General features: G+C 70.5%; 18 protein-coding genes and 1 riboswitch. Of the genes, 7 read left to right on the top strand and 11 right to left on the bottom strand.

The features are described 5' to 3' along the window. Positions 1-10: 10 nt before the first annotated feature. The 4 genes from ACSHXC_RS32125 to ribD are packed head-to-tail and all read right to left on the bottom strand — an operon-like array spanning position 11 to position 3,655. Complete coding sequence (locus ACSHXC_RS32125) at positions 11-1,309, bottom strand: bifunctional 3,4-dihydroxy-2-butanone-4-phosphate synthase/GTP cyclohydrolase II (protein WP_438294878.1); 1,299 nt, start codon at positions 1,307-1,309, stop codon at positions 11-13. Beyond that, positions 1,306-1,950, bottom strand: coding sequence for a nicotinamide riboside transporter PnuC (gene pnuC / locus ACSHXC_RS32120; protein ID WP_438296941.1), 645 nt, complete (start codon positions 1,948-1,950; stop codon positions 1,306-1,308). Before pnuC ends, ACSHXC_RS32125 begins: the two co-directional genes overlap by 4 nt. 5 nt (positions 1,951-1,955) lie before the next feature. Further along, a complete protein-coding gene (locus ACSHXC_RS32115) occupies positions 1,956-2,564 on the bottom strand; it encodes a riboflavin synthase (protein WP_438294877.1) in 609 nt (202 codons plus the stop codon). Positions 2,565-2,566: 2 nt separating this feature from the next. Then, positions 2,567-3,655, bottom strand: a complete 1,089-nt coding sequence (gene ribD, locus ACSHXC_RS32110; RefSeq protein WP_438294876.1) for a bifunctional diaminohydroxyphosphoribosylaminopyrimidine deaminase/5-amino-6-(5-phosphoribosylamino)uracil reductase RibD — start codon at positions 3,653-3,655, stop codon at positions 2,567-2,569. A 163-nt stretch (positions 3,656-3,818) separates the two neighbouring features. Continuing rightward, a riboswitch (FMN riboswitch) is annotated at positions 3,819-3,949 on the bottom strand. Positions 3,950-4,236: 287 nt separating this feature from the next. On the opposite strand from ribD, the gene ACSHXC_RS32105 reads away from it, so the two are divergent. Next, a complete protein-coding gene (locus tag ACSHXC_RS32105) occupies positions 4,237-6,588 on the top strand; it encodes a chitinase C-terminal domain-containing protein (protein ID WP_438296939.1) in 2,352 nt (783 codons plus the stop codon). A gap of 78 nt (positions 6,589-6,666) precedes the next feature. Here the strand turns inward: ACSHXC_RS32105 and ACSHXC_RS32100 are convergent, their stop codons facing one another. Beyond that, the gene (locus tag ACSHXC_RS32100; RefSeq protein WP_438294875.1) at positions 6,667-7,806 is read right to left on the bottom strand and encodes an ROK family transcriptional regulator; all 1,140 of its coding nucleotides are present in this window, start codon (positions 7,804-7,806) and stop codon (positions 6,667-6,669) included. Positions 7,807-7,926: 120 nt separating this feature from the next. Here ACSHXC_RS32100 and ACSHXC_RS32095 point away from each other — a divergent pair, with 120 nt between their 5' ends. After that, positions 7,927-9,129: an MFS transporter gene (locus ACSHXC_RS32095; protein ID WP_438294874.1), complete on the top strand. Its 1,203-nt coding sequence runs from the start codon at positions 7,927-7,929 to the stop codon at positions 9,127-9,129. Positions 9,130-9,148: 19 nt separating this feature from the next. Here the strand turns inward: ACSHXC_RS32095 and ACSHXC_RS32090 are convergent, their stop codons facing one another. Then, positions 9,149-10,426 (bottom strand): alginate lyase family protein, encoded by a 1,278-nt coding sequence (locus ACSHXC_RS32090; RefSeq protein WP_438294873.1) that lies wholly within the window; start codon positions 10,424-10,426, stop codon positions 9,149-9,151. A 266-nt stretch (positions 10,427-10,692) separates the two neighbouring features. On the opposite strand from ACSHXC_RS32090, the gene ACSHXC_RS32085 reads away from it, so the two are divergent. The 3 genes from ACSHXC_RS32085 (at position 10,693) to ACSHXC_RS32075 (ending at position 13,875) form a co-directional block, all read left to right on the top strand. Beyond that, positions 10,693-12,069, top strand: coding sequence for a uracil-xanthine permease family protein (locus ACSHXC_RS32085; protein WP_438294872.1), 1,377 nt, complete (start codon positions 10,693-10,695; stop codon positions 12,067-12,069). A gap of 92 nt (positions 12,070-12,161) precedes the next feature. Next, positions 12,162-12,902: a DUF5995 family protein gene (locus ACSHXC_RS32080; RefSeq protein WP_438294871.1), complete on the top strand. Its 741-nt coding sequence runs from the start codon at positions 12,162-12,164 to the stop codon at positions 12,900-12,902. 43 nt (positions 12,903-12,945) lie between these two features. Next, positions 12,946-13,875: an LLM class F420-dependent oxidoreductase gene (locus ACSHXC_RS32075; protein WP_438294870.1), complete on the top strand. Its 930-nt coding sequence runs from the start codon at positions 12,946-12,948 to the stop codon at positions 13,873-13,875. A gap of 277 nt (positions 13,876-14,152) precedes the next feature. On the opposite strand, the gene ACSHXC_RS32070 is transcribed toward ACSHXC_RS32075, so the two are convergent. After that, positions 14,153-15,844, bottom strand: coding sequence for a flavin monoamine oxidase family protein (locus tag ACSHXC_RS32070; protein ID WP_438294869.1), 1,692 nt, complete (start codon positions 15,842-15,844; stop codon positions 14,153-14,155). A gap of 91 nt (positions 15,845-15,935) precedes the next feature. After that, entirely contained in the window at positions 15,936-16,733 is a 798-nt protein-coding gene (locus ACSHXC_RS32065) for a carbon-nitrogen hydrolase family protein (RefSeq protein ID WP_438294868.1), read from the bottom strand. A gap of 309 nt (positions 16,734-17,042) precedes the next feature. On the opposite strand from ACSHXC_RS32065, the gene ACSHXC_RS32060 reads away from it, so the two are divergent. Next, positions 17,043-17,618 carry a hypothetical protein gene (locus ACSHXC_RS32060; protein ID WP_438294867.1) on the top strand — a complete coding sequence of 192 codons (576 nt, stop codon included), beginning with the start codon at positions 17,043-17,045 and terminating at the stop codon, positions 17,616-17,618. A gap of 37 nt (positions 17,619-17,655) precedes the next feature. Here the strand turns inward: ACSHXC_RS32060 and ACSHXC_RS32055 are convergent, their stop codons facing one another. Together ACSHXC_RS32055 and ACSHXC_RS32050 are read right to left on the bottom strand one after the other, a co-directional pair. Next, positions 17,656-18,111 (bottom strand): Lrp/AsnC family transcriptional regulator, encoded by a 456-nt coding sequence (locus ACSHXC_RS32055; RefSeq protein ID WP_053724485.1) that lies wholly within the window; start codon positions 18,109-18,111, stop codon positions 17,656-17,658. 10 nt (positions 18,112-18,121) lie between these two features. Further along, a complete protein-coding gene (locus ACSHXC_RS32050; protein WP_438294866.1) occupies positions 18,122-19,591 on the bottom strand; it encodes an amino acid permease in 1,470 nt (489 codons plus the stop codon). A 362-nt stretch (positions 19,592-19,953) separates the two neighbouring features. On the opposite strand from ACSHXC_RS32050, the gene ACSHXC_RS32045 reads away from it, so the two are divergent. After that, positions 19,954-21,024, top strand: a complete 1,071-nt coding sequence (locus ACSHXC_RS32045; protein WP_438294865.1) for a GDSL-type esterase/lipase family protein — start codon at positions 19,954-19,956, stop codon at positions 21,022-21,024. Here the strand turns inward: ACSHXC_RS32045 and ACSHXC_RS32040 are convergent. Then, positions 21,021-22,502, bottom strand: a complete 1,482-nt coding sequence (locus ACSHXC_RS32040; RefSeq protein ID WP_438294864.1) for a GuaB1 family IMP dehydrogenase-related protein — start codon at positions 22,500-22,502, stop codon at positions 21,021-21,023. The two genes, ACSHXC_RS32045 and ACSHXC_RS32040, sit on opposite strands and share 4 nt — an antisense overlap. Positions 22,503-22,530: the final 28 nt, after the last annotated feature.

Genomic DNA, 22,530 nt, shown 5'->3' with positions numbered 1-22,530 from the left:
GCTTACTGGCTTACTGGTTGCCGCAGGCGGACATCGGCGTCGATGCCGCGTCCAGCCAGGGAAGGTCGTGCCCCATGCGGTCCCGCTTGGTGCGCAGGTAGCTCAGGTTGTGCTCGCCCGCCTGGACGGGCATGGGCTCGCGCCCCGACACCTTCAGACCGTGCCGTACCAGCGCGGTGATCTTGTCGGGGTTGTTGGTCATGAGCCGCAGGCTGTGGACGCCGAGGTCGGCGAGGATCTGGGCGCCGGCCGCGTAGTCGCGGGCGTCGGCGGGCAGGCCGAGCTCAAGGTTGGCGTCGAGCGTGTCGCGGCCGCGCTCCTGGAGTTCGTACGCGCGCAGCTTGGAGAGCAGGCCGATGCCTCGGCCCTCGTGGCCGCGCAGGTAGACCACCACGCCGCGGCCGGCCTCGGTGATGCGTTCCATGGAGGCCTGGAGCTGGGGGCCGCAGTCGCAGCGCAGCGAGGAGAAGATGTCGCCGGTCAGGCACTCGGAGTGGACCCGGACCAGGACGTCCTCGCCGTCGCCGATGTCGCCGTGGACCAGGGCCACGTGCTCGACGCCGTCGACGGTGGAGCGGTAGCCGTAGGCCGTGAACTCCCCGGCAGCGGTGGGCAGTTGAACCTCGGCCTCGCGGCGCACGGTCGGCTCGGCGGAGCGCCGGTAGGCGATCAGGTCCTCGATGGAGATGATCGTCAGGCCGTGCTTGCGGGCGAACGGGATGAGCTCCGGCAGGCGCAGCATGACGCCGTCCTCGCCCGCGATCTCGACGATGGCGCCGGCCGGGGCGAGCCCGGCGAGCCGGGCGAGGTCGACCGCGGCCTCGGTGTGACCGTTGCGCACCAGCACACCGCCGGGCTTGGCGCGCAGCGGGAAGATGTGGCCGGGGCGGACGAAGTCGCCGGAGGCGGAGCGGCCGTCGGCGAGCAGGCGCAGCGTGGTGGCGCGGTCGGCGGCGGAGATGCCGGTGCTCACGCCGTGGGCGGCGGTCGCGTCGACGGAGACGGTGAAGGCGGTCTTCATCGACTCGGTGTTGTGGTCGACCATTTGCGGCAGGTCGAGCCGGTCGAGGTCCTCGCCCTCCATGGGCGCGCAGATCAGGCCGCGGCACTCGCTCATCATGAACGCGACGATCTCCGGGGTGGCCTTCTCGGCGGCGACGACGAGGTCGCCCTCGTTCTCGCGGTCCTCGTCGTCGACGACGACCACGGGCCTGCCGGCCGCGATGTCGCGGATGGCCTGCTCGACGGGGTCGAGGGAGAGGTCCTCGCGGTTGTCGGTGGTGTACCAGGTGGGTGCGTGCGTGGTCATGCCGTCGCTCCTTCCAGGACGGGCTCGACGCTCGTGCGGGAGCGCAGCCACCAGTCGCGCATGCCCCACAGGACGAGCGCGCCGTAAATGACGTAGACGAAGCCGGAGAAGGCGTATCCGTTGGCGAAGTTGAGGGGGACGCCGACGACGTCGACCAGCAGCCAGGCGAACCAGAACTCGACCATGCCCCGGGCCTGGGCGAACATCGCGACGATGGTGCCGACGAATACATAGGCGTCGGGCCACGGGTCCCACGACAGGGCCGGGTAGGCGGTGAAGAGGGCCGCGACGGCGACCGTGCCGAGGGCGGCGCCGCCGAGCAGGTAGGCCCGCTCGCGCCAGGTGGCGAACCGTACGGCGATGGAGCCGTCCTGGGCCTGCCGGCGGCCCCGGCTCCAGGCGAGCCAGCCGCCGGCGGCCACGACCATCACCACGACCTGCTTGCCGGCGCTGCCGGAGAGGTGCCCGGCGGCGAAGGCGACGAACAGGATGAGGCCCGACACGAACTGGGCGGGCCAGGTCCATATGGACCGGCGCCAGCCGAGCGCGAGGGCTGTCAGACCGATCGTGTTGCCGATCATGTCGGACCACCTGATGTGCTGACCGAGGACCGTGAAGGCCTCGCCGTTCAGCCAGTTCACTGCGCTCACTTGTCGTTCCCCCCGTGGCTCGCGCCGAGCAGCCGCTCGACGTACTTGGCGATGACGTCGACCTCCAGGTTGACCGGGTCGCCGGGCTGCTTGATGCCGAGCGTGGTCAGCGCGAGGGTGGTCGGGATGAGGCTGATGGTGAAGTAGTCGGCGGCGGCCTCGACGACCGTGAGGCTGACGCCGTCCACGGTGATGGAGCCCTTCTCGACGACGTACCTGGAGAGGTCACCGGGAAGGGCGATCTTGACGATCTCCCAGTTCTCGGAGGGGGTGCGCGAAAGCACCGTGCCGGTGCCGTCGACGTGGCCCTGGACGATGTGCCCGCCGAGGCGGCCGCCGACGGCCATGGGCCGCTCCAGGTTGACCCGGGAGCCGACTTCCAGGGCGCCGAGGCTGGACCGCTTCAGCGTCTCGTCCATCACGTCGGCGGTGAACTCGCCGTCGCCGAACTCCACGACCGTCAGACACACGCCGTTGACGGCGATCGAGTCGCCGTGTCCGGCGCCCTCGGTGACAACGGGGCCGCGCAGACGGAAGCGGGAGGCGTCACCGAGGTTCTCGATGGCGGTGACTTCGCCCAGCTCTTCGACGATTCCGGTGAACACGTTCAGCGCTCCTTGGCGAGAGGGGTGGCAGTGATGCGCAGATCGGGGCCGATGCGCACGGTCTCGGTGATGTCGAGCCGCAACGCCTCGGCGATGGTGGAGATTCCTGCACCGGCGAGCGCGGTGGGCCCGGCGCCGAGCAGGGCGGGTGCGAGGTAGCCGACGACCCTGTCGACGGCGCCCGCGGCGACGAAGGCCCCGGCCAGCGTGGGGCCGCCTTCGAGGAGTACGGAGCGCACGCCGCGCGCGTGGAGGGCGGCGAGCAGCGCCGGGATGTCCAGACCGGTGGCGGTGCGCGGCAGCCGCAGGACCGCCGCCCCGGGCAGATGGGCCGCGTCGGCGTCCTCGGCCACCGCGATCAGGGTGGGCGCGGCGTCGTCGAGGATGCGGGCGCCGGGCTTGACGGCGGTGGCGTTGGTGTCGACTGCCACACGCAGGGGCTGAGTTGTCCCGTCGATGCCTCGTACCGCGAGGTGCGGGTCGTCGGTGCGGGCGGTGCCGGAGCCCACGACCACGGCGTCGGACTCGGCGCGCAGGCGGTGGACGTCGGCGCGGGACGCGGCGGAGGTGATCCAGCGGCTGGTGCCGTCATCGGCGGCGGTCCGCCCGTCGAGGGTCGCCGCGTACTTCCAGGTGACGTGCGGGCGGCCGAGCCGTACGGAGGTGAGCCAGGCGGTGTTGACCGCCTCGGCCTCGTCCGCGAGAAGGCCTTGCTCGGCGTGGACGCCGGCCGCGCGCAGGGTGTCGGCGCCGCCGGTGGCCTGGGGGTTTGGATCGCCGACCGCGTAGAAGACGCGGGTGACGCCGGCCGTGATGAGCGCCTGGGCGCAGGGGCCGGTGCGGCCGGTGTGGTTGCACGGTTCGAGGCTGACGTACGCGGTGCCGCCACGGGCACGCTCACCTGCGGCTTCGAGGGCGTGGACCTCGGCGTGCGGGCCGCCGGCCCGCTGGTGGAAGCCCTCGCCGACGACCGCGCCGGAGGCGTCGGTGATGACGCACCCGACGACCGGGTTGGGGCTGGTGGAGCCGAGTCCGCGCGCGGCGAGCTCAATGGCTCGGCGCATGGCGTCTGCGTCGGCTGCGGTGGCCACCGGGTCCTCCTGCCTCTTCGGGCACGGACTCCGGGGTCTGTCGATGACGACAGAAAGCGGGGAAAGACCATCGCGCACAGCTCACGCCACGGCCGAAAGAGACCGGTGCCCTGGACGGCGACCGGTAACAGACGGCCGGCGCGACCGTGGAACGGTCCGCCCGCCGCGCACTGCCTCCCATCCGGACTTTCACCGTCGGTCCAGGAATTTCACCTGGTCAACCGGCCGCTGGATGCGGACGGGTCGCGGACTATAACCGCCGGTTCGGAATTACACCGACCCCGGAGTGCGCTGCTGCTGGTACAGGGCCAGTGTGCCACGCCTGATCGAAGGCCATGCGAGCGAGGGGATGTGGCCTGGCTCACAGGATGGCCGGATTCGAGCGGCCCTCCAGCGCGGGCCCGGCGGCACCCCAGCGGCTCAGCATCCCCTTTGGTCCATACCTATTGACGCACTGGTCTAGTCCTTTTAATCTCTGCGTCACCTCCGAGGAGAGGCCCGCCGGTGTGCGCACGCCGGGGCCGTGCACGACCACCGCCATGTTCGTTGTGTTCCGCCCGACCTCCCAGGAGGAACTGCTCATGCTCTCCCCCACCCGCAGACGGGCTGCGCTGCTCACGACCGCCACCGCGGTCGCCGGGCTGCTGTTCGGCTCGCTGTCCACCGGCGTCTCGCAGGCCGCCACAGACAACGAGGCCTGTCGCCCCGACGGCCTCTACAAGACCCCGGGCGTCGACGTCCCGTACTGCTCGGTGTACGACACCGACGGCCGCGAGAAGATGGGCTCCGACCACCAGCGCCGCGTGATCGGCTACTTCACGGGCTGGCGCACCGGCCAGGACGGGACGCCCGCCTACCTCGCCTCCGACATCCCGTGGGACAAGGTCACCCACATCAACTACGCCTTCGCGCACGTCGGTTCCGACAACAAGATCTCCGTCGGCACGGACAGCGAGAAGAACGCCGCGACCGGAATGACCTGGCCCGGCGTCACGGGCGCCGAAATGGACCCCTCGCTCCCCTACAAGGGCCATTTCAATCTGCTCAACAAATTCAAGAAGCAGCACCCCGATGTGAAGACCCTTGTCTCCGTGGGCGGCTGGGCCGAGACCGGCGGCTATTTCGGTGACGACGGCAAGCGCGTCGGCTCAGGCGGCTTCTATTCCATGGCCACCAACGCGGACGGCTCCGTCAACCAGGCGGGCGTCGACACGTTCGCCGACTCTGCGGTGGCCTTCATCAAGAAGTACGGCTTCAACGGCGTCGACATCGACTACGAATACCCGACGACGATGAAGGACGCGGGCAACCCGCTCGACCTGACGATCTCCAATGCCCGCCGGGCCGGTCTCGTCAAGGGCTATGCGGCCCTGATGAAGTCGCTGCGCGAGAAGCTCGACCGCGCGGGGGCGGCCGATGGAAAGCACTACCTGCTGTCGGTGGCCGCACCCTCGTCCGGCTATCTGCTGCGCGGTATGGAGACCTTCCAGGTCCAGCAGTACCTGGACTACGTCAACATCATGTCGTACGACTTGCACGGCGCCTGGAACCAGTACGTCGGCCCGAACGCCTCGCTCTTCGACGACGGAAAGGACGCGGAACTCGCGGCCGCCGGCGTCTATTCCACCTCTCAGTACGGCGGAGTCGGCTATCTGAACGCCGACTGGGCCTATCACTATTTCCGCGGTTCCATGCCGGCCGGGCGCATCAATATGGGCCTGCCGTACTACACCCGCGGATTCCAGAATGTGCAGGGCGGCACCAACGGTCTTTGGGGGAAGGCACCTTCGACGAATTGCCCAGCCGGTTCGGGGCTCACCGCCTGCGGTGACGGCGCGGTCGGCATCGACAACCTCTGGCACGACCTGGACGCGGGCGGCAAGGAGGCGCCCGCCGGTTCCAACCCGATGTGGCACGCCAAGAACCTGGAGAAGGGCATCGTCGGCGACTACGTCAGCAAGTACGGCCTGCCCGCCGACACCAAGCTGACCGGCAGCTACGTCCGCCAGTACGACGCGACGCTGGTGGCGCCCTGGCTCTGGAACGACCGGAAGAAGGTCTTCCTGTCCACCGAGGACGAACAGTCCGTCAACACCAAGGCCGACTACGTCGTCGACAAGGGCATCGGCGGCACCATGGTCTGGGAGCTGGCCGGCGACTACCGGTGGAACGCGGCCAAGGGCCAGTACGAGCAGGGCTCGACCCTGACCGGCGCGATGTACGACAAGTTCAAGTCGGCCGCCCCGTACGGCAACAAGCGCTCCGCCATCGACCTGCCGAGCCAGGCCCTGAACATCGGCGTGGACTTCGGGCAGTTCCCGCTCGGCGACTCCAACTACCCGATCAGCCCCAAGGTGACGATCACCAACAACACCACGGCGACGCTGCCCGGCGGCACGGAGTTCCAGTTCGACTACGGCACTTCGGCCCCGGCCAACGCCAAGGACCAGTCCGGCTTCGGCACGACGATCGTGCGCAGCGACCACACGGCGGCGAACAACATCGGTGGATTGAAGGGCGACTACAACCGCGTCTCGCTGAAGATGCCGGGCTGGCAGTCACTGGCTCCGGGCGCCTCGGTCACCCTCGACTTCGTCTACTACCTGCCGGTTTCCACCCCCTCGAACTGGACGGTGACCTTCGGTGGCAAGACCTACGCGCTGGCCGGCGACCACACCCGGGGTGCTGTGGTGAGCGACCCGGGCACCTCCTCGCCCTCCCCGACGCCTTCGGGCTCGGCAAGCCCCTCGCCGTCGCCCACGCCTTCGGGCGGCACGTGCGCCGCGCAGCTCTGGTCGGCGGGTTCGGAGTACGGCGGCGGCACGACCGTCTCGTACAAGTCGCACACCTGGAAGTCCAAGTGGTGGACGAAGGGCGAGGAACCGGGTACTACCGGTGACTGGGGAGTCTGGCAGGACCTCGGCGCCTGCTGATCCGGCTTCCCGCCCCATACGCCCGGCGGCGGTCTCCCGGCCCTTGGCCGCCGTCGGGCTCCCAAACCTGAAGCGCCATCATGCTTTCGGTGCGAAGAGGTCGTCCTGGGCGGCATCCCGCGCGGTGAGCAGGGCGCCGCTCAGGACCGCGCCGTCGCCGAGCTCGCTCGGTCTCACCTCGGTGGCGAGGGGGGTCAGGGCGGCAAGGGCGCGCTGGACGCGGCCGGCGAGCAACTGCCCGCCCGCGTAACCCAGTTCGCCGCCCAGAACGATCAGGCCGGGGTCGAGGACCGCGACCACGCCCGCCGCCCCGATCGCGAGCCGCTCGGCCAGCGCGTCCAGGAAGGGCCCGTCGGCATCCCGTACGGCCTCTTCCGCGCTGCCGGGCCGCCCGTGCGCGGCGGCGAGGCGGGCCACCGCGCCCGCGTGCACCAGCTCGTGGAAGCCGCCGTCGCAGCCGGTCGCGGACGGCAGGCCGCCGGTGCCGGGCACCGGCATGAACCCGATCTCGCCCGCGCCGCCCGAGGCGCCCCTGCGCAGCTTCCCGTCCAGAACCACGGCCGCACCGATGCCCTGCCCGAGCCACAGCAGCACGAAGGTGTCCTGCCCGCGGGCCGCGCCGAGCCGCTGCTCGGCCACGGCGGCCAGGTTGGTCTCGTTCTCAACGAGCACGGCGGCGGGCAGGCGCCCGGCCAGCACGCGGACGAGTTCGCGGTGCCAGGCGGGCAGCCCGCTGCTGTCGCGCAGCTCGCCGCTCGCCGGGTCGATGAGGCCGGGGGCGCCGATCCCGACGCTGTGCAGCCGCTCGGCACCGGCCTCCTTGGCGGTGCGTTCCAGGAGGGCCACGGCCTGTTCGACGGCTGGTCCCGTCCCGGCGTCGGGCTCGATCGGCAGGGTCGCCTCGGCCAGCGTCGCCCCCAGCAGATCGGCGACGACCAGGGACACGCTGTGCGTGCGGACGTCCAGGGCCGCGAGGTGGGCCCGGTCGGCGACGATCGCGTACAGGCGCGCGTTGGGGCCGCGCCGCTCGGCGCCCGACTCCCCCACGACGTGGACCAGGCCGGAGCTCTGGAGGCGTTCGACGAGGTCGGCGACGGTGGGCCGGGAGAGTCCGGTGAGGTTCTTGAGCTGACCTGCCGTCAACGGGCCCTCGTCCTGCAGGAGGCGCAGGGCGAGCCGGTCGTTGATGGCCCGGGCGGTGCTCGGGGATGCGGGCATGCCGGAAATCCTTCCAGATCACCGAAAGTCGGTTGCCGCCCATTCCATTTATCAGGCAGGGTTCCTGATAGTTTACCGCGCGGCGGGGAAGCCGCCCATGAGGGAGGGGAACCCGGTTCGATGGAAGCCGAACTGGCTCTGGATCAACGGCAGTTGAGGCGAGCACGGATCGCGATCGCCGCGGTGTTCTGTGTGCACGGCGCGGTGACGGGCAACTTCGCCACCCGGGTCCCTTGGATCCAGGAGCACGCCGGTCTCTCCGCGGGCCGGCTCGGCCTCGCCCTCGCCTTCCCGGCGATCGGATCGTCCCTGCTGATGCCGCTGTCCGGCGCGATCACCCACCGGTTCGGGGCCCGCAACGCGCTGCGCGGGCTGCTCGCGCTGTGGACGCTGGCTCTGGCGCTGCCCGCGCTCGCGCCGAACGTCTACACGCTGTGCGCGGCCCTCTTCGCGTACGGAGCGAGCGCTGGCATGGCGGACGTGGCGATGAACGCGCTGGGAGTCGAGACCGAGAACCGGCTCGGCCGCTCGATCATGTCCTCGCTGCACGGCATGTGGAGTGTGGGCGCGCTGATCGGCTCGGCGGCCGGGACGCTGGCCGCGCACCTCGGGGCCGACGCGCGGCTGCACCACACGGTGGCCGCCGCCGCGCTGACCCTGCTCGGCCTGGCCGCCTGCCAGGGCGTGCTCGATCTGCGCAGCACCCCCGAGGAGGCTCCGCCGCCCCGGTTCGCGCTGCCGCCCAGATCGGCGCTGGCCATCGGCGTGGTGGGGTTCTGCGCGGTGGTCGCCGAGGGCGCGAGCCTCGACTGGTCGGCGGTCTATCTGCGGGACGTACTGGACGCATCGGCAGGCACGGCCGCGGCCTGCACCACGGCGTTCACCCTGGCCATGGCCGCGGCCCGGCTCGCGGGCGACAGGGGCGTGGACCGCTTCGGAGCCGTGCGTACGGTGCGCGGCGGAGGCATCCTCGCCACTGCGGGCGGCCTGCTCGTGGTGGTCGCGCCGGGCCCGGCGGTGGCGATGGCCGGGTTCGGCCTGATGGGCCTGGGCGTGGCGGTCGTGGTTCCGCTCGCGTTCGCGGCGGCGGCCCGCAGTGGGCCCAACCCCAGCCAGGCCATAGCGGGCGTCGCGACCATCACCTACACCTCGGGTCTGGTCGCTCCGTCCGCGATCGGCGGGATCGCCGATCTGACCTCCCTTGTGGTGTCGTTCGGCCTGGTGACCGTGCTCGCGTTCGGCCTGGTGGCGGGGGCGCGGGTCCTGCGGACGGGCGCCCGGCCCGGCGAGGTGGCGGGTGCGGCGCCGGTCCGTCAGCCCTGAAGCGGCGCCACGCGTGGGATCAGCCTGCGATGGAGTCGAGCTGTTCGGGGGCGGGGCGCAGGGCCCACAGGTCGCCGCCGGGCGGCGCCTGAAGCTTCGGCACGGCCGCCTTCGCGTCCTTGTCCCCGGCATCGGCGGCCGCACGGACGACGTCGCTCGCCGCGTACCGGTGGAACTCCAGCTCCGGATGCGGCCAGGCGGCGGCCCCGGCGGCGGCGGGCAGCAGATAGCGCACGCCCTTGAACAGGCTCTGCCCCTGCGGTCCTCGATACGCCCACAGGTCGACGCCGACCTGCTTGCCGATGGCGGCAAGCCGGGTGTGGGCGACGAGGTCGAAGGTCGAGTAGTGCCAGCTCCGGGTCCTGGCCAGCTCCTGGGGCTGGCTGCCGTCGGCCGCGATCTGCGGGTCGATCCGCCGCTTCCCGGCGCCGAGGACGGTCCGTCGGGCCAGGTCCTTGTTTCCGGTGGCGAGGGCGAGGGCGGCGATCTGGAGGTCCTGGAAGGTGCCGTGGTTGTTCTGGGCCGCCGACTCCTCCTTGCCGAACGCCGAATTCACCTCCCAGTCCAGGAACTTCTTGTTCCAGTCGAGCATTGAGGCGTGATCGCTCGCCTTCCAGCCGGGTGCCCCGGTGTCGAGGATGGCGACCGCGTCGAGAACGCTGGAGTACTGCTGCGAGAAGTCGATGATGCCGATCGCCCGGCCGTCGTACTTGCAGGGGATGAACTGCCCGTGGTTCAGGTTCGGGTTCATCCGTGTCGCCGGGTCGAGGAACCAGGTGCGCAGGATGCCGGAGGCGTGCTCGGCGTACTGCGTCTTGCCGGTGTAGTACCAGGCCAGGCTGAGGCTGGTGACCGAGTTGAAGACCTTGCCGAGGTCGGGCCGGTCGGTGCCGGAGTCGACCTCGGGATTGCGCTGACCGTCCTTTTGGACGTACGGGCAGCCCCACGGGTTGTCGGCGGTCTTCGGCTGGGAGGGCCACCAGTAGGGAGCCTGGCTGAGGTAGTCGTGCGGGTCGCCGCCCGGGGCCGGCTTCGGCTTGTCGACGACGGTCCAGGGTCCTTGGGTGAGCCAGCCGTCGGCGATGGCCGTCAACTTCCCTACGGCGTCGCGCAGTTGGGTGTCGCCTTGATCGAGCCGCCGCTTGGTGTCCTGGAGCCGCTTCCCGTCCAGGACCACGGTGCGGGGCGCCTTGACGGCGGCCGGAGCGGCGTACGAGGCAGCGGGTATGAGCGCGGAGGCCAACGTCACCGCGAGGGACAGCACGGCGACGAGCCCACGGCGGGGTCTTCCGCTCATCGAGCACTCCCATCGAGTCGGATGTCAGGGCGAATGGCGGGCAGACTTACTAGATATGGTCATGTATCTGAATCACATTCACGAACAAGACCGTGTGAGCGTAGAGCCCAGTGCTCCGGCTGACAATGCCCCGGACCCGGATTCACGGATGGGACCTTCGGCCCTGCCGCCCTGGCGATGGGGCCCTTGATCCGGCATTAATATTTGGCCTGATCTTTTCGAGACTTTTCGAGTCACCGACCCCTTCGGACGAACTGGAGCGACCCATGCGCCTCGGCGTGCGCTGGACCCTGCACGGCGACGGGCGGACCCCCGCTCCAGGAGCCGTCGTACGCCCCGACGAACGGCTCTCCTGGCCGCGCACGATCGGCCTCGGCGCGCAGCACGTGGTCGCGATGTTCGGCGCCTCGTTCGTCGCACCCGTACTCATGGGTCTCGACCCCAACCTCGCGATCATGATGTCCGGCATCGCGACGGTCATCTTCCTGCTCGCGACCAAGGGCCGGGTGCCCAGCTACCTCGGCTGCTCGCTCTCCTTCGTCGGCGTCGCCGCCGCGATCCGGGCCACCGGAGGCACCAGCGCCACTGTGACCGGCGCGGTCTTCGTCGTGGGAGTGGTGCTGTTCTTCGCGGGCCTCGCGGTGCAGCGGTTCGGCGCGCGGATCATCCACGCCGCGATGCCGCCAGTCGTCACGGGCGCCGTCGTCATGCTGATCGGCTTCAACCTGGCGCCGGTCACCGCCTCCACGTACTGGCCCCAGGACCAGTGGACGGCACTGATGGTGATGCTGTTCACCGGTCTGGCCGTGGTCTGCCTGCGCGGCTTCTGGTCCCGGATCGCGATCTTCCTCGGGCTGATCTTCGGGTACGGCGTGTCCTGGCTGCTCGACCGCGTCTTCGGGAAGATCCACTCGGTGCACGGCGGCACGGAGGCCGTGGACCACTGGCGCCTTGACCTCTCGGGCGTGGGCAAGGCCGACTGGATCGGGCTGCCGGGCTTCCACGCGCCGAGCTTCGAATGGTCGGCGATCCTCGTGGCGCTGCCCGTCGTCATCGCCCTTATCGCCGAGAACGCGGGCCACGTCAAGGCCGTCGGCGAGATGACCGGCGCCGACCTCGACGACAAGCTGGGCACCGCGATCGCCGCCGACGGCGCCGCCTCCATGCTGTCGACCGCCGTGGGCGGCCCGCCGAACACCACGTACTCCGAGAACATCGGCGTCATGGCCGCCACCCGCGTCTATTCGACCGCCGCCTACTGGGCCGCCGCCGGATTCGCGCTGCTCTTCGGCGTGTGCCCCAAGTTCGGCGCGGTCGTCGCGGCGATCCCGGGCGGCGTGCTCGGCGGCATCACCGTCATCCTGTACGGCATGATCGGCCTGCTCGGCGCGCAGATCTGGATCAACGCGAAGGTCGATCTGCGCAACCCGCTGAACCTGGTGCCGGCCGCCGCGGGCATCATCATCGGCATCGGCAACGTCACCCTGAAGTTCACCGAGAACTTCCAGCTCAGCGGCATCGCACTCGGCACGGTCGTGGTCATCACCGGCTACCACGTACTGCGCGCGCTGGCCCCGGCCCACCTCAAGGAGCAGGAGCCGCTGCTGGATTCGGGCACGTCGTCGTACGAGAAGGACGCGTAGCCCGCAGCCCCGGGAGTGTCCCGGTTCATCCGTTCCGGTCAAGCCCCCTTACGGCGGTGCTCGGCGCGGGGGCGGGCTGGGACGCTGCCCCCATGACGCAGACCGTATGGACGCAGACGGGATCGACGCAGACCGGACACCTCGCGCGCACCCACCGGTTCGCCGCGTCGCTGGATCCCGTGGTCCGGCGGATGCGCGCCCTGCGGGCCGATCTGCCGGCCCGGGACGGCATCGCGGTCTTCAACCGCGTCTACCTGACGGTGACCGAGGAGATCTCCCGGCTCATCGCACACGGCGGCTTCGCCGACCCGGCGGCCGCGGCCACGCTCGACGTGCTCTTCGCCGGGCGCTATCTCGCGGCCGTGGAGGCGGCTTCGGCGGGCCGGCTCCCACCGGACTGCTGGCGTCCGCTGTTCCAGTACCGGCGCCATCCGGGCGTGCGGCCGCTGCAGTTCGCGCTGGCCGGGATCAACGCGCACATCGGGCACGACCTGACGCTCGCCGTGGTGGACTGCTGCCGCTCGCTCGACTGCGAACCCGCCCTCCTGGAGCGGGACTTCGACCGGGTCGGCGACACGCTGACGCTCCTTGAGGAGCGGATCCGCGAGGAGCTCATGCCGGGCCCCGACCTGTTCGAGGTGGCCGATCCGATGACCCACCTCCTTGCGTCGTGGAGTCTGGAGCGGGCGCGGGACGCCTCCTGGTCCGCGGCGAAAGTCCTGTGGCAGTTGCGGGAACTTCCGGCCCTGGCCCAGGAGTTCACAGATCGGTTGGACGCGGGCGTGGGTCTGGTGACCCGATGTCTGCTGACACCGCTTTCGGTTCACGACTGACGTTCGGTTCCCGGCCTTTCCCTTCCCGACTGAGGAGCGCTCCATGGCAATCCGGCTCGGACTCGGCCTTCCGCAGATGAGGCAGTACGACATCGGCCGCGATGTGCCCGCGGTGGCGCGGGCGGCCGAGGAGATCGGTTTCGAGAGCCTCTGGGTCTTCGAGCGGGTGTTGTTCCCCGAGCCCGCGACACAGGGGCTGTACGGCGTCGAGGGCCTGCCCTGGCCCGACATCTACCGCTCGGTCGCCGACCCGCTGGTCACCCTCACGCTGGCGGCGGCCGCGACCGAGCGCGCCCGGCTCGGCACCAGCGTCCTGATCGCCCCGCTGCACATCCCGTTCCAACTGGCGCGCTCGCTCGCCTCGTTGGACGCGGCGAGCGGTGGCAGGGTGGTCGCCGGGCTCGGCACGGGCTGGTCGCACGACGAGTACGCGGCGGCGGGCGTGGCGCCCTTCGAGAAGCGCGGCAAGGTCCTCGACGAGCTGCTGGACGTGTGCGCGGCGGTGTGGGGCCCCGATCCGGTCGCGTACCAGGGCGAGCTGACGACGATCGCCCCCTCGGTCGTCGGCCCCAAGCCGGCCCGCCCGATCCCGGTCTACCTCCCGGCGATGAGCCCGAGGTCGGCGCGCCGCCTGGTGGACCGCGCGGACGGCTGGCTGCCCGCGGCCCAGGGCGCCGCCCAGCTCACCGAGGAGTGGACGAGGCTGAAGAACCTGGCCGAGGAGCGCGGCCGTGAACGGCCGATCGAGGTGTGCGTGCGGGTCAACACCCGCTATTCGGCCAAGCCGTTCGAGGGCGCGGACAGGCCTCCGTTCACCGGCAGCGCGGCCCAGATCGTCGAGGACGTCGCGGCCCACGCGGTGGACGGCATAGGCGAGTTCCTCCTGGACCTCCAGGGCTCCGCCCGGGACGCGGAGGAGCTGAAGGACGTGGCGGCGGAGGTGTACGGGGTGGCCCGGGCGGCGGGTCTGTAGACCTGCGGAGGGGGCTGCCGCACAACCCGACGGTCGCCGGCGGGGGATTGCAGCCCGCAGGGGTTCAGCCCCAACTCGCTTGTTCCCAGGGGTGCTTGCATCAGCCCTGCCAGGGGCGCGGGGAACTGCGCGACCAGCCACGGCCGTGCCCGCACCCGAACGACCGTCGTGGGTGTGCCCCTGGCCCTCAAGGCCTTGGGGCAGTTTGAGGACGAGCGCCCCTAAGGCGCGACGGGGCCCGGAGGCAGAGCCACCGGGTGCCCCAGCCCCGAGGGGGCTAGTCCTCGGGAAGCTCGACCGGAGCGATCGAGTCGTAAACATCCCCCGGCCCGGGGTTACCCGCATCGGTCGTACCACCGAAGTGGTGCATGACACCCCACACCGCGTTCAGCGCGGTCTGCACCGCGCCCTCGGCCCACCCCGCCGTCCAGGAGATGTCGTCCCCCGCGAGGAAGATCCCCCGCTTGTCCTCGGGCAGCGCGTCCTGCATGAAGTGGGTGAACAGCCTGCGCTGGTAGCGGTAGTGCCCGGGCAGGTTCGCCTTGAACGCGCCCATGAAGTACGGCTCGTTCTCCCAGGAGACCGTCACCGGATTGCCGATGATGTGGCCCCGGATGTCGACCTTCGGGTAGATCTCGCCGAGCGACTTGAGCATGACCTCCATGCGCTCGCTCGCCGACAGCGGCAGCCACTTCAGGCTGTCGTCGCACCAGGTGTAGGAGAGGCAGATGACGGCGGGCTTGTCCGGCCCGTTGTCGAGCAGGTAGGTGCCGCGCGTCATGCGGTCGGTGAGCGTCATCGACATGACGTCCCGGCCGGTCTCCTCGTCCTTGTCGAGCCAGAACGGCCGGTCGACCGGCACGAACAGCTTGGAGGACTCCATGTAGTGGGTGCGCTCGATCGCCGTCCAGTGGTCGATCGGGAAGAGCGAGTCGTCGCAGGCGATCTTGGAGAGCAGCATCCAGGACTGGGCGGTGAAGATCGCCGCACGGTAGGTGCGGATGTCGCCGTCCGCGTCCGTCACCGTGATGCGGTTGCCCGCGGTGCGGTGCAGGCGGGTCACGGCGGGCTTGGGCGTGCCGTCGTGCAGCGAGGAGAGGGAGGTGCCCGGCGCCCAGTGCACGAGCTTCTCCGGCTCGCGCTCCCACAGGCGCAGCGGCAGCTGCTGGGAGCCGCCGACGATGCCGCGGTGGTGGTCGTCGGCCTCGGTGTAGACGACCCGCAGGATCTCCAGGATGGAGTTCGGGAAGTCGGTGTCCCAGCCGCCGGTGCCGAAGCCGACCTGGCCGAAGATCTCGCGGTGCCGGAAGGACTTGAAGGCCTCCGACTCGCAGAGGAAGCCGTAGAAGGTCTGGTTGTCGAGCTTGTCGACGAGCTTCGCCCAGATCTCGCGGATGCGCGGGATGTCGCGCTCGCGGATCGCCTGGTTCATGTCGGAGAAGTCGGCGCCTTCTTCGAGACAGGCGTTCCACGCGTCCATGACCTCGCGGTACACGGGCGGCAGCTCGTCGACGGACGTCGCGTAGTGGGACTCGCCCTTGAGGTCGACGACCGTCGAGGGGGTGTCCGGCGCGAGCGGGTTGGGGAAGGGCTTGGTCTCCAGGCCCACCAGGTCGATGTAGTGCTGGAGCGCGGTGGAGCACGGGGGGAACCGCATGGCGCCCATCTCGGCGGTGAGCTCCGGGTCGCAGCCCGGGAAGCCGACGGTGCGCAGCCGGCCGCCGATCTGGTCGGCCTCGTACACGACGGGCTTGAGGCCCATCTTCATCAGCTCGTACGCGGCGACGATGCCGGAGAGGCCGCCGCCGATGACCGCGACCTCGGCGCCGTGCTCGGTCGCGGGTATCTGGCCGAGCCCGGCCGGGTGCGCGAGGAAGTCGTCGTACGCGTAGGGGAAGTCCGGCCCGAACATCGTGACGGGCGGCTGCTCGTCGATGTGCTGGACGGCGGTGGGCACCGTGGACGTCATGGGGTACGGACTCCTTGCACAGTACGGAAGTTGAGGGGGCAGGGCCCCACGGCCCGGGGCTCGGGGACCCTGGGCTCAGGGGGTGGGGGGCTCAGACGAGGGAGGCGTAGAGGCCGGGGCGGCGGTCGCGCAGATACGGGTTGTTCGCGCGCGAGGCGGCCAGGAACTCGGGGTCGACGTCGCCGACGACCAGTTCGGTGCCCCGCCCGGCGCGGGCCCGCGCGGTGCCGTCGGGCCCGGCCAGACAGCTCAGCCCGACGAACTCGAACTCGCCCTCCGGACCGGTCCGGTTGACGTACGCGACGTACATCTGGTTCTCGAAGGCGCGGACCGGGACGACGGACTCGGCGACGAACTGGAAGGGGTGCATCTGCGCGGTGGGCACCAGGAGCAGGTCGGTGCCGGCCAGGGCGTGCGCCCGTACGTTCTCCGGGAACTCCACGTCGTAGCAGATCATCATGCCGATGCGGAGGCCGTTCAGCTCGGCCTGGACGACCGCCTTGTCGCCCGGCGTGAACGCCTCCTGCTCGAAGCAGCCGAAGAGGTGGGTCTTGCGGTAGTTCGCGAGGCGGCTGCCGTCGGGGCCGATGAGCTGGGCCGCGTTGTAGACGGTGTCGCCGTCGCGCTCGGGGTAGCCGTAGACGACGGCCAGGCCGTGGCGTACCGCGATGTCGGCGACGGCCTGCGCGGAGGGGCCGTCGGCCGCCTCGGCGAGCGCCGCCACGTCGTCGCCGATGGCGTATCCGGTGAGGAAGAGCTCGGGGCAGACGATCAGCCCGGCGCCGGTCTCCGCCGCCCGCCCGGCCGCCTCGTCCAGCGTCTTCAGATTCGCGGCGACGTCCGAGAGACGGCCGGAGCTCTGGAGCAGGGCGGTGCGCAGCGGCGACATGGGCAGTCCTCGGCAGGGGCGGAAGTGCGGGGTGGGGTCAATAGACGGTACGTTCCGCCGTTCGGCCCGGACAAGGCGCCACCGTTGCGTGCAGCCGCATGATTCATTGCGCATGATCGCCAATCCCCGGCGATTCGTTGCGCCGCGTTGACGCCGCCCTTACGCCTCAGGTCCCAGGTGCGCCTCCCCCGCGCGGGGGAAACGGTCCACTCCCTGGTGCGATGTGCCGGGCCGCCGGGCGCGGAAGGCTGGTCATTGCCCGGAACGACCGGGCCGCCCGCATCTCACGACCGTACGGAAGGTCCTGCCATGCCCCGCACCGCGTTCGCCCCCACCCGCACCCGTGTCCTCGCCCTGGGCGTGGCCCTCCTCATCGCAGCCGTGGTCACCGGAGGCGCGACGGCCGCCGGGAACGGAGCCGACGGCCACACGCCCAGAGAGGCCGCGGCGCTGACCGGCACCGCGAAGCTGTACCGGCCGGCCGGGGACGACATCACGTTCAGCTTCGACGCCCACCTTGCGGCCAAGGACAACATGGACCCGGAGGCGGCGTACGGCACGTTCACGTTCAAGCACGTCTTCCCCAACGGGACGTCCGGCTGGGCGAAGGCGAAGGTGGACTGCCTGGTGACGGGCGGGAAGGTCGCGGTGGTCACCGGTGTCGTGACCGACTCGGACACCCCGTTCAAGGGCAAGCGGGTCGGCGTCACCGTGAATGACCTGGGCAAGCACGACCGGCTCGGCTACAGCTGGATAGGCAAGGATGCGGAGACGCAGCAGCTGCCGAAGTGCATGAGCTCGGCGCCCTTCGAGAAGGTCAAGGAAGGGACCGGCGACTTCAAGGTGCTGCCGTGGCAGCCGGTGTACGAGCAGCCCAAGGGCTAGACGGTTCCGGTGCGCTGCGCCGGCCCCTCCCGAAGGGCTACGCGGGCGAGCCCGACGTGTACCGCCGCAACAGCGGCGAAAGCACCAGCACCGACTTGGTCCGCTCCACATACGGCTCGCCCGCGATCCGCTCAAGGACCCGCTCGAAGTGCCGCATGTCGGAGGCGAAGACCTGGACGATCGCGTCCGCCTCACCGGTGACGGTGGAGGCGGACGCGACCTCGGGGTACCGCTCAAGCCCGCGCTTGATCGCGTCGGGCGAGGTGTTGCGACGGCAGTAGATCTCGATGAACCCCTCGGTCTCCCAGCCGAGGGCCGCCGGGTCCACGCGGACGGTGAACCCGGTGATGGCGCCCTCGGCCCGCAGCCGGTCCACGCGCCGCTTGACGGCGGGCGCGGACAGGCCGATCAGGGAGCCGATGTCGGCGTAGGAGCGCCGGGCGTCTTCGGCGAGCGCGTGGACGATGCGTTCATCGAGGTCATTCAGTCGCACTGCGGGTGGATCACTTCTGTGAGGCGGTGGCCAGCCTGGAACGGCGGTAGCCGTATCCGAAGTAGATCACGAGACCGGCGGCCATCCAGTATCCGAAGTACTCCCAGGTGACTCCGGGCAGGTTCCACATCAGGTAGCCGCAGGTGCCGAAGCCGAGGATCGGGACGACCCAGCCGAGCGGCACGCGGAAGGTGCGCGGCATGTCGGGGCGGGTCCGGCGCAGGATGACGACGGCCACGTTGACCAGTGCGAAGGCGAAGAGCGTGCCGATGCTGGTGGCGTCGGCGAGGTTGCCGAGCGGCACGGCCGCGGCGAGCACGCCGCAGAACAGCGACACAGCGACGGTGTTGGCGACCGGGGTTCCGCTGCGCGGGCTGACCTTGGCGAACACCTTGGGGACGAGGCCGTCGCGGGACATCGCGAAGAGGATGCGGGTCTGGCCGTAGAGCACGGTCAGGACGACGCTGGCGATGGCGATCACGGCGCAGGCCGCGAGCAGCGTGGCCCAGAAGGAGTGACCGGTGACGTCCTTCATGATCCCGGCGAGCGCCGCTTCCGAGCCCTCGAACTGCTTCCAGGGGCGGGCGCCGACGGCGACGAAGGCGACGAGCACATAGAGCGCGGTGACGATGACCAGCGAGAGCATGATCGCGCGGGGCAGGTCACGCTTGGGGTTCTTGGCCTCTTCACCGGCCGTGGAGGCCGCGTCGAAGCCGATGTACGAGAAGAACAGCGTCGAGGCGGCCCCGCTCACACCGGCCGTGCCCATCGGCATGAAGTTCGAGTAGTTGCCCGACTTGAAGCCCATGAAGCCGATCACGCAGAACAGCACCAGGGCGGCGATCTTCACGCCGACCATGATGGTGTTGATGCGGGCCGACTCGCGGGCGCCGCCGAGCAGCAGGCCCATCGCGAGGACCACGACGATCAGCGCGGGCAGGTTGAATATCCCGCCGTCGCCGGGCGGCGCGGACAGCGCGTCGGGGATGGTGACGCCGATCGTGCCGTCCAGGAATTCATTGAGGTACTGCCCCCAGCCGACGGCGACCGCCGCCACCGAGACGCCGTACTCCAGGATCAGGCACCAGCCGCAGATCCAGGCGATGAGTTCACCGAGCGTTGCGTAAGCGTACGAATACGAAGAGCCCGCGACCGGGATGGAGCCCGCGAGTTCCGCGTAGGACAGGGCGGAGAAGAGCGCCGTGAGACCGGCGAGCACGAAGGAGACGGTGACGGCGGGTCCAGCCTTGGGGACGGCCTCTCCGAGTACCACGAAAATGCCGGTGCCGAGCGTCGCACCGATGCTGATCATGGTCAGCTGCCACATGCCGAGCGTCCGCTTCAGCGAGCCACCCTCACCCTGACCCCCCTCCGCGACCAGCGTTTCCACCGGCTTGCGCCGCATCAGACCGCGACCGGGGCGCGGGCCCCCGGCGGCGGGGGCATCGGTCGAAGGTGGCGCTGCGCCGTGATCCAACACTGAGGTGGCTCCTTATCGCTGCCAATTGGCGGCGGGCGACCGCGACGGTCCGGCCTTCCCGCACAGGGGGATATTTCGGGCAGCATGGAGCCTTCCCGTGGCCGGTTCCGCCGAGCAGGCGATCCCCGCCACTCCACGTACGGCGAGAACCTTATGGGTTTCCGCTTCCCGGTCGTAATGCAGCAACCTTGCGCATCGGCGGTTGATCATTGCGCGCAAGAGCGACGGATGGGTGTTTGTTGCACATCAACGTTCGATCCGTGCGCAAGCCCTGCTCAGGGCCCTGTTCACGGCCCTGTCCAGTGGTTCTGGTCACGGGCCTGCCTTGACACTTCGTCAGGCCTGTTGCAGGGTCGCGCCCCATGGAGCTGGACGTGCCGCGCGAGGGGGCCATGCACTGGCTTGATCCGGGCCCTTTTCTGCGCGGGGTGGCCTGGCTGGACGCCGATGGGCGGCCGGTGCGCGCGGACCCCGACGACGCGATGCGGCTGCCGTGGGACACCGGCGAGCGGGCCGCGCTGCCCATCGGGATGCGGGTCGAGTTCACGGCGCGGGGCGCCTCGGTGGTGGAGATCCGCTACCGCGCGCGGGTGCCGGAGCCGGACGACGCGCTGGCCGGGCTCGCCCACACCTTCGCGCTCTGGGAGGGCGATCACCTGGTCCACGAGACCGCCGCCGCCCCGGCCGAGGAGGGAGTCGTCTCGATCCAACTCCCGTGCCCCGACGGCCTGTTCACGCTCCATCCCCCCGAGAGCTGCTCCCCGGTGGTGCTGGGCGTGCGCGCGATCGGCGGCACGATCACGCCCGCGCCGCGTGGGCCGCGCTGGCTCGTGCACGGGGATTCCATCACGGAGGGCTGGTGGTCGACCCGGCCCGCGCACGCCTGGCCGGCCGTCGTGGGCCGCGCGCTCGGCCTGGACACGGTGAACCTCGGCTACGCGGGCGCGGCGCGCGGCGAACTCCCCACCGCCGAGCAGCTGGCGCGGCTCCCGGCCGACGTGATCACGCTCGCCTTCGGCACCAACTGCTGGTCGCGCATACCTTTTTCGGCCACACTGATGCACGAGACAACTCTGGCGTTCCTGCGCCTGGTGCGCCGGGGCCACCCGAAAACCCCGCTGCTCCTGGTCTCCCCGCTCCTGCGCCCGGAAGCGGAAGAGACCCCGAACGCCCTGGGCGCGACGCTGGCGGAGCTGCGGGAGGCCATGGAGACCGCGACGCGCCATCTCATCGCGAAGGGCGACCGCACCCTCCAACTACTGTCCGGACAGGCCCTGTTGACCCCGGACCACCTCGCCGACGGCCTGCACCCGAACGACGAGGGGCATGCGCTCCTCGGCTCGGCGGTGGCGAAGGCACTGGCCCCGCACGTGCCGGAGCCCCCGCGAACGGAATCGCGGGGGCTCCGGGACGTACCGGGGTCGAGCGACTAGCTCCAGCTCGCGTGCAGCGGCTTCCCCTCGGCGTAGCCGGCCGCGGACTGGATGCCGACAACCGCCTTCTCCTCGAACTCGGCGAGCGAGGACGCACCCGCATACGTGCAGGAGGAGCGGACGCCCGCGATGATCGAGTCGATCAGGTCCTCGACGCCCGGGCGGGCCGGGTCGAGGAACATGCGCGAGGTGGAGATGCCCTCCTCGAACAGGGCCTTGCGGGCCCGGTCGTAGGCGGACTCGTCGCTCGTACGGTTCCTGACGGCGCGGGCGGAGGCCATGCCGAAGGACTCCTTGTAGAGGTGACCTTCGGCGGAGGTGTGGAGGTCGCCCGGGGACTCGTACGTACCGGCGAACCAGGAGCCGATCATGACGTTGGAGGCACCGGCGGCGAGCGCCATGGCGACGTCGCGCGGGTGGCGCACTCCGCCGTCGGCCCACACGTGCTTGCCGAACTTCTTGGCCTCGGCGGCGCACTCCAGGACCGCGGAGAACTGCGGCCGGCCGACGCCCGTCATCATGCGGGTGGTGCACATGGCGCCGGGGCCCACACCGACCTTGATGATGTCGGCGCCGGCCTCGATGAGGTCGCGCACGCCCTCGGCGGCGACGATGTTGCCCGCGACGATCGGGACCTGCGGGTCGAGGCCGCGCACGGCCTTGATCGCGGCGATCATCGACTCCTGGTGGCCGTGCGCGGTGTCCACCACGATGGTGTCCGCGCCGGCGTCCAGGAGCTGCTTGGCCTTGCCGGCCACGTCGCCGTTGATGCCGACGGCGGCGGCGATGCGCAGCTTGCCGTTGGCGTCGGTGGCCGGGGTGTAGAGGGTCGCGCGCAGGGCGCCCTTGCGGGTCAGGATGCCGGCGAGGCGGCCGTCCTTGTCCACGGCGGGGGCGTAGCGGCGGTTGGCACCGTCGAGCTTGTTGAAGGCCTCGCGCGGGTCGATGTCCGCGTCGAGGAGCAGCAGGTCCTTGGACATGACCTCGGACAGCTGGGTGAAGCGGTCGACGCCCGTCAGGTCGGCGTCGGTGACGACACCGACCGGCTTCTGGTCGGCGTCGACGACGACGCCCGCGTTGTGGGCCCGCTTGGGCAGCAGGGCCAGCGCGTCGGCGACGGTCTGGGTCGGGGCCAGGACGATCGGGGTGTCGAGCACGTGGTGACGCGTCTTGACCCACGAGATGACGTCGGTGACGACCTCGATCGGAATGTCCTGGGGAATCACGACGATGCCGCCACGGCGGGCCACGGTCTCGGCCATGCGGCGGCCGGCGATCGCGGTCATGTTGGCGACGACGAGCGGGATGGTGGTGCCCGTGCCGTCGGGGGAGGCCAGGTCGACGCCCTGGCGGGAGCCCACCGCGGAGCGGCTCGGCACCATGAAAACATCGTCGTACGTCAGGTCGTACGGCGGCTTGATGTCGTTGAGGAAACGCACGTGCTGAACATCCCAGTCGTTCGAGGTGGCCCCAGGCATTTCAGCCAGGGGAAAAGCACGTAGTTCA

Source organism: Streptomyces sp. HUAS TT7 (assembly GCF_051550175.1).
GTDB lineage: Bacteria > Actinomycetota > Actinomycetes > Streptomycetales > Streptomycetaceae > Streptomyces.
This window is presented reverse-complemented; position numbering and strand designations above follow the sequence as displayed.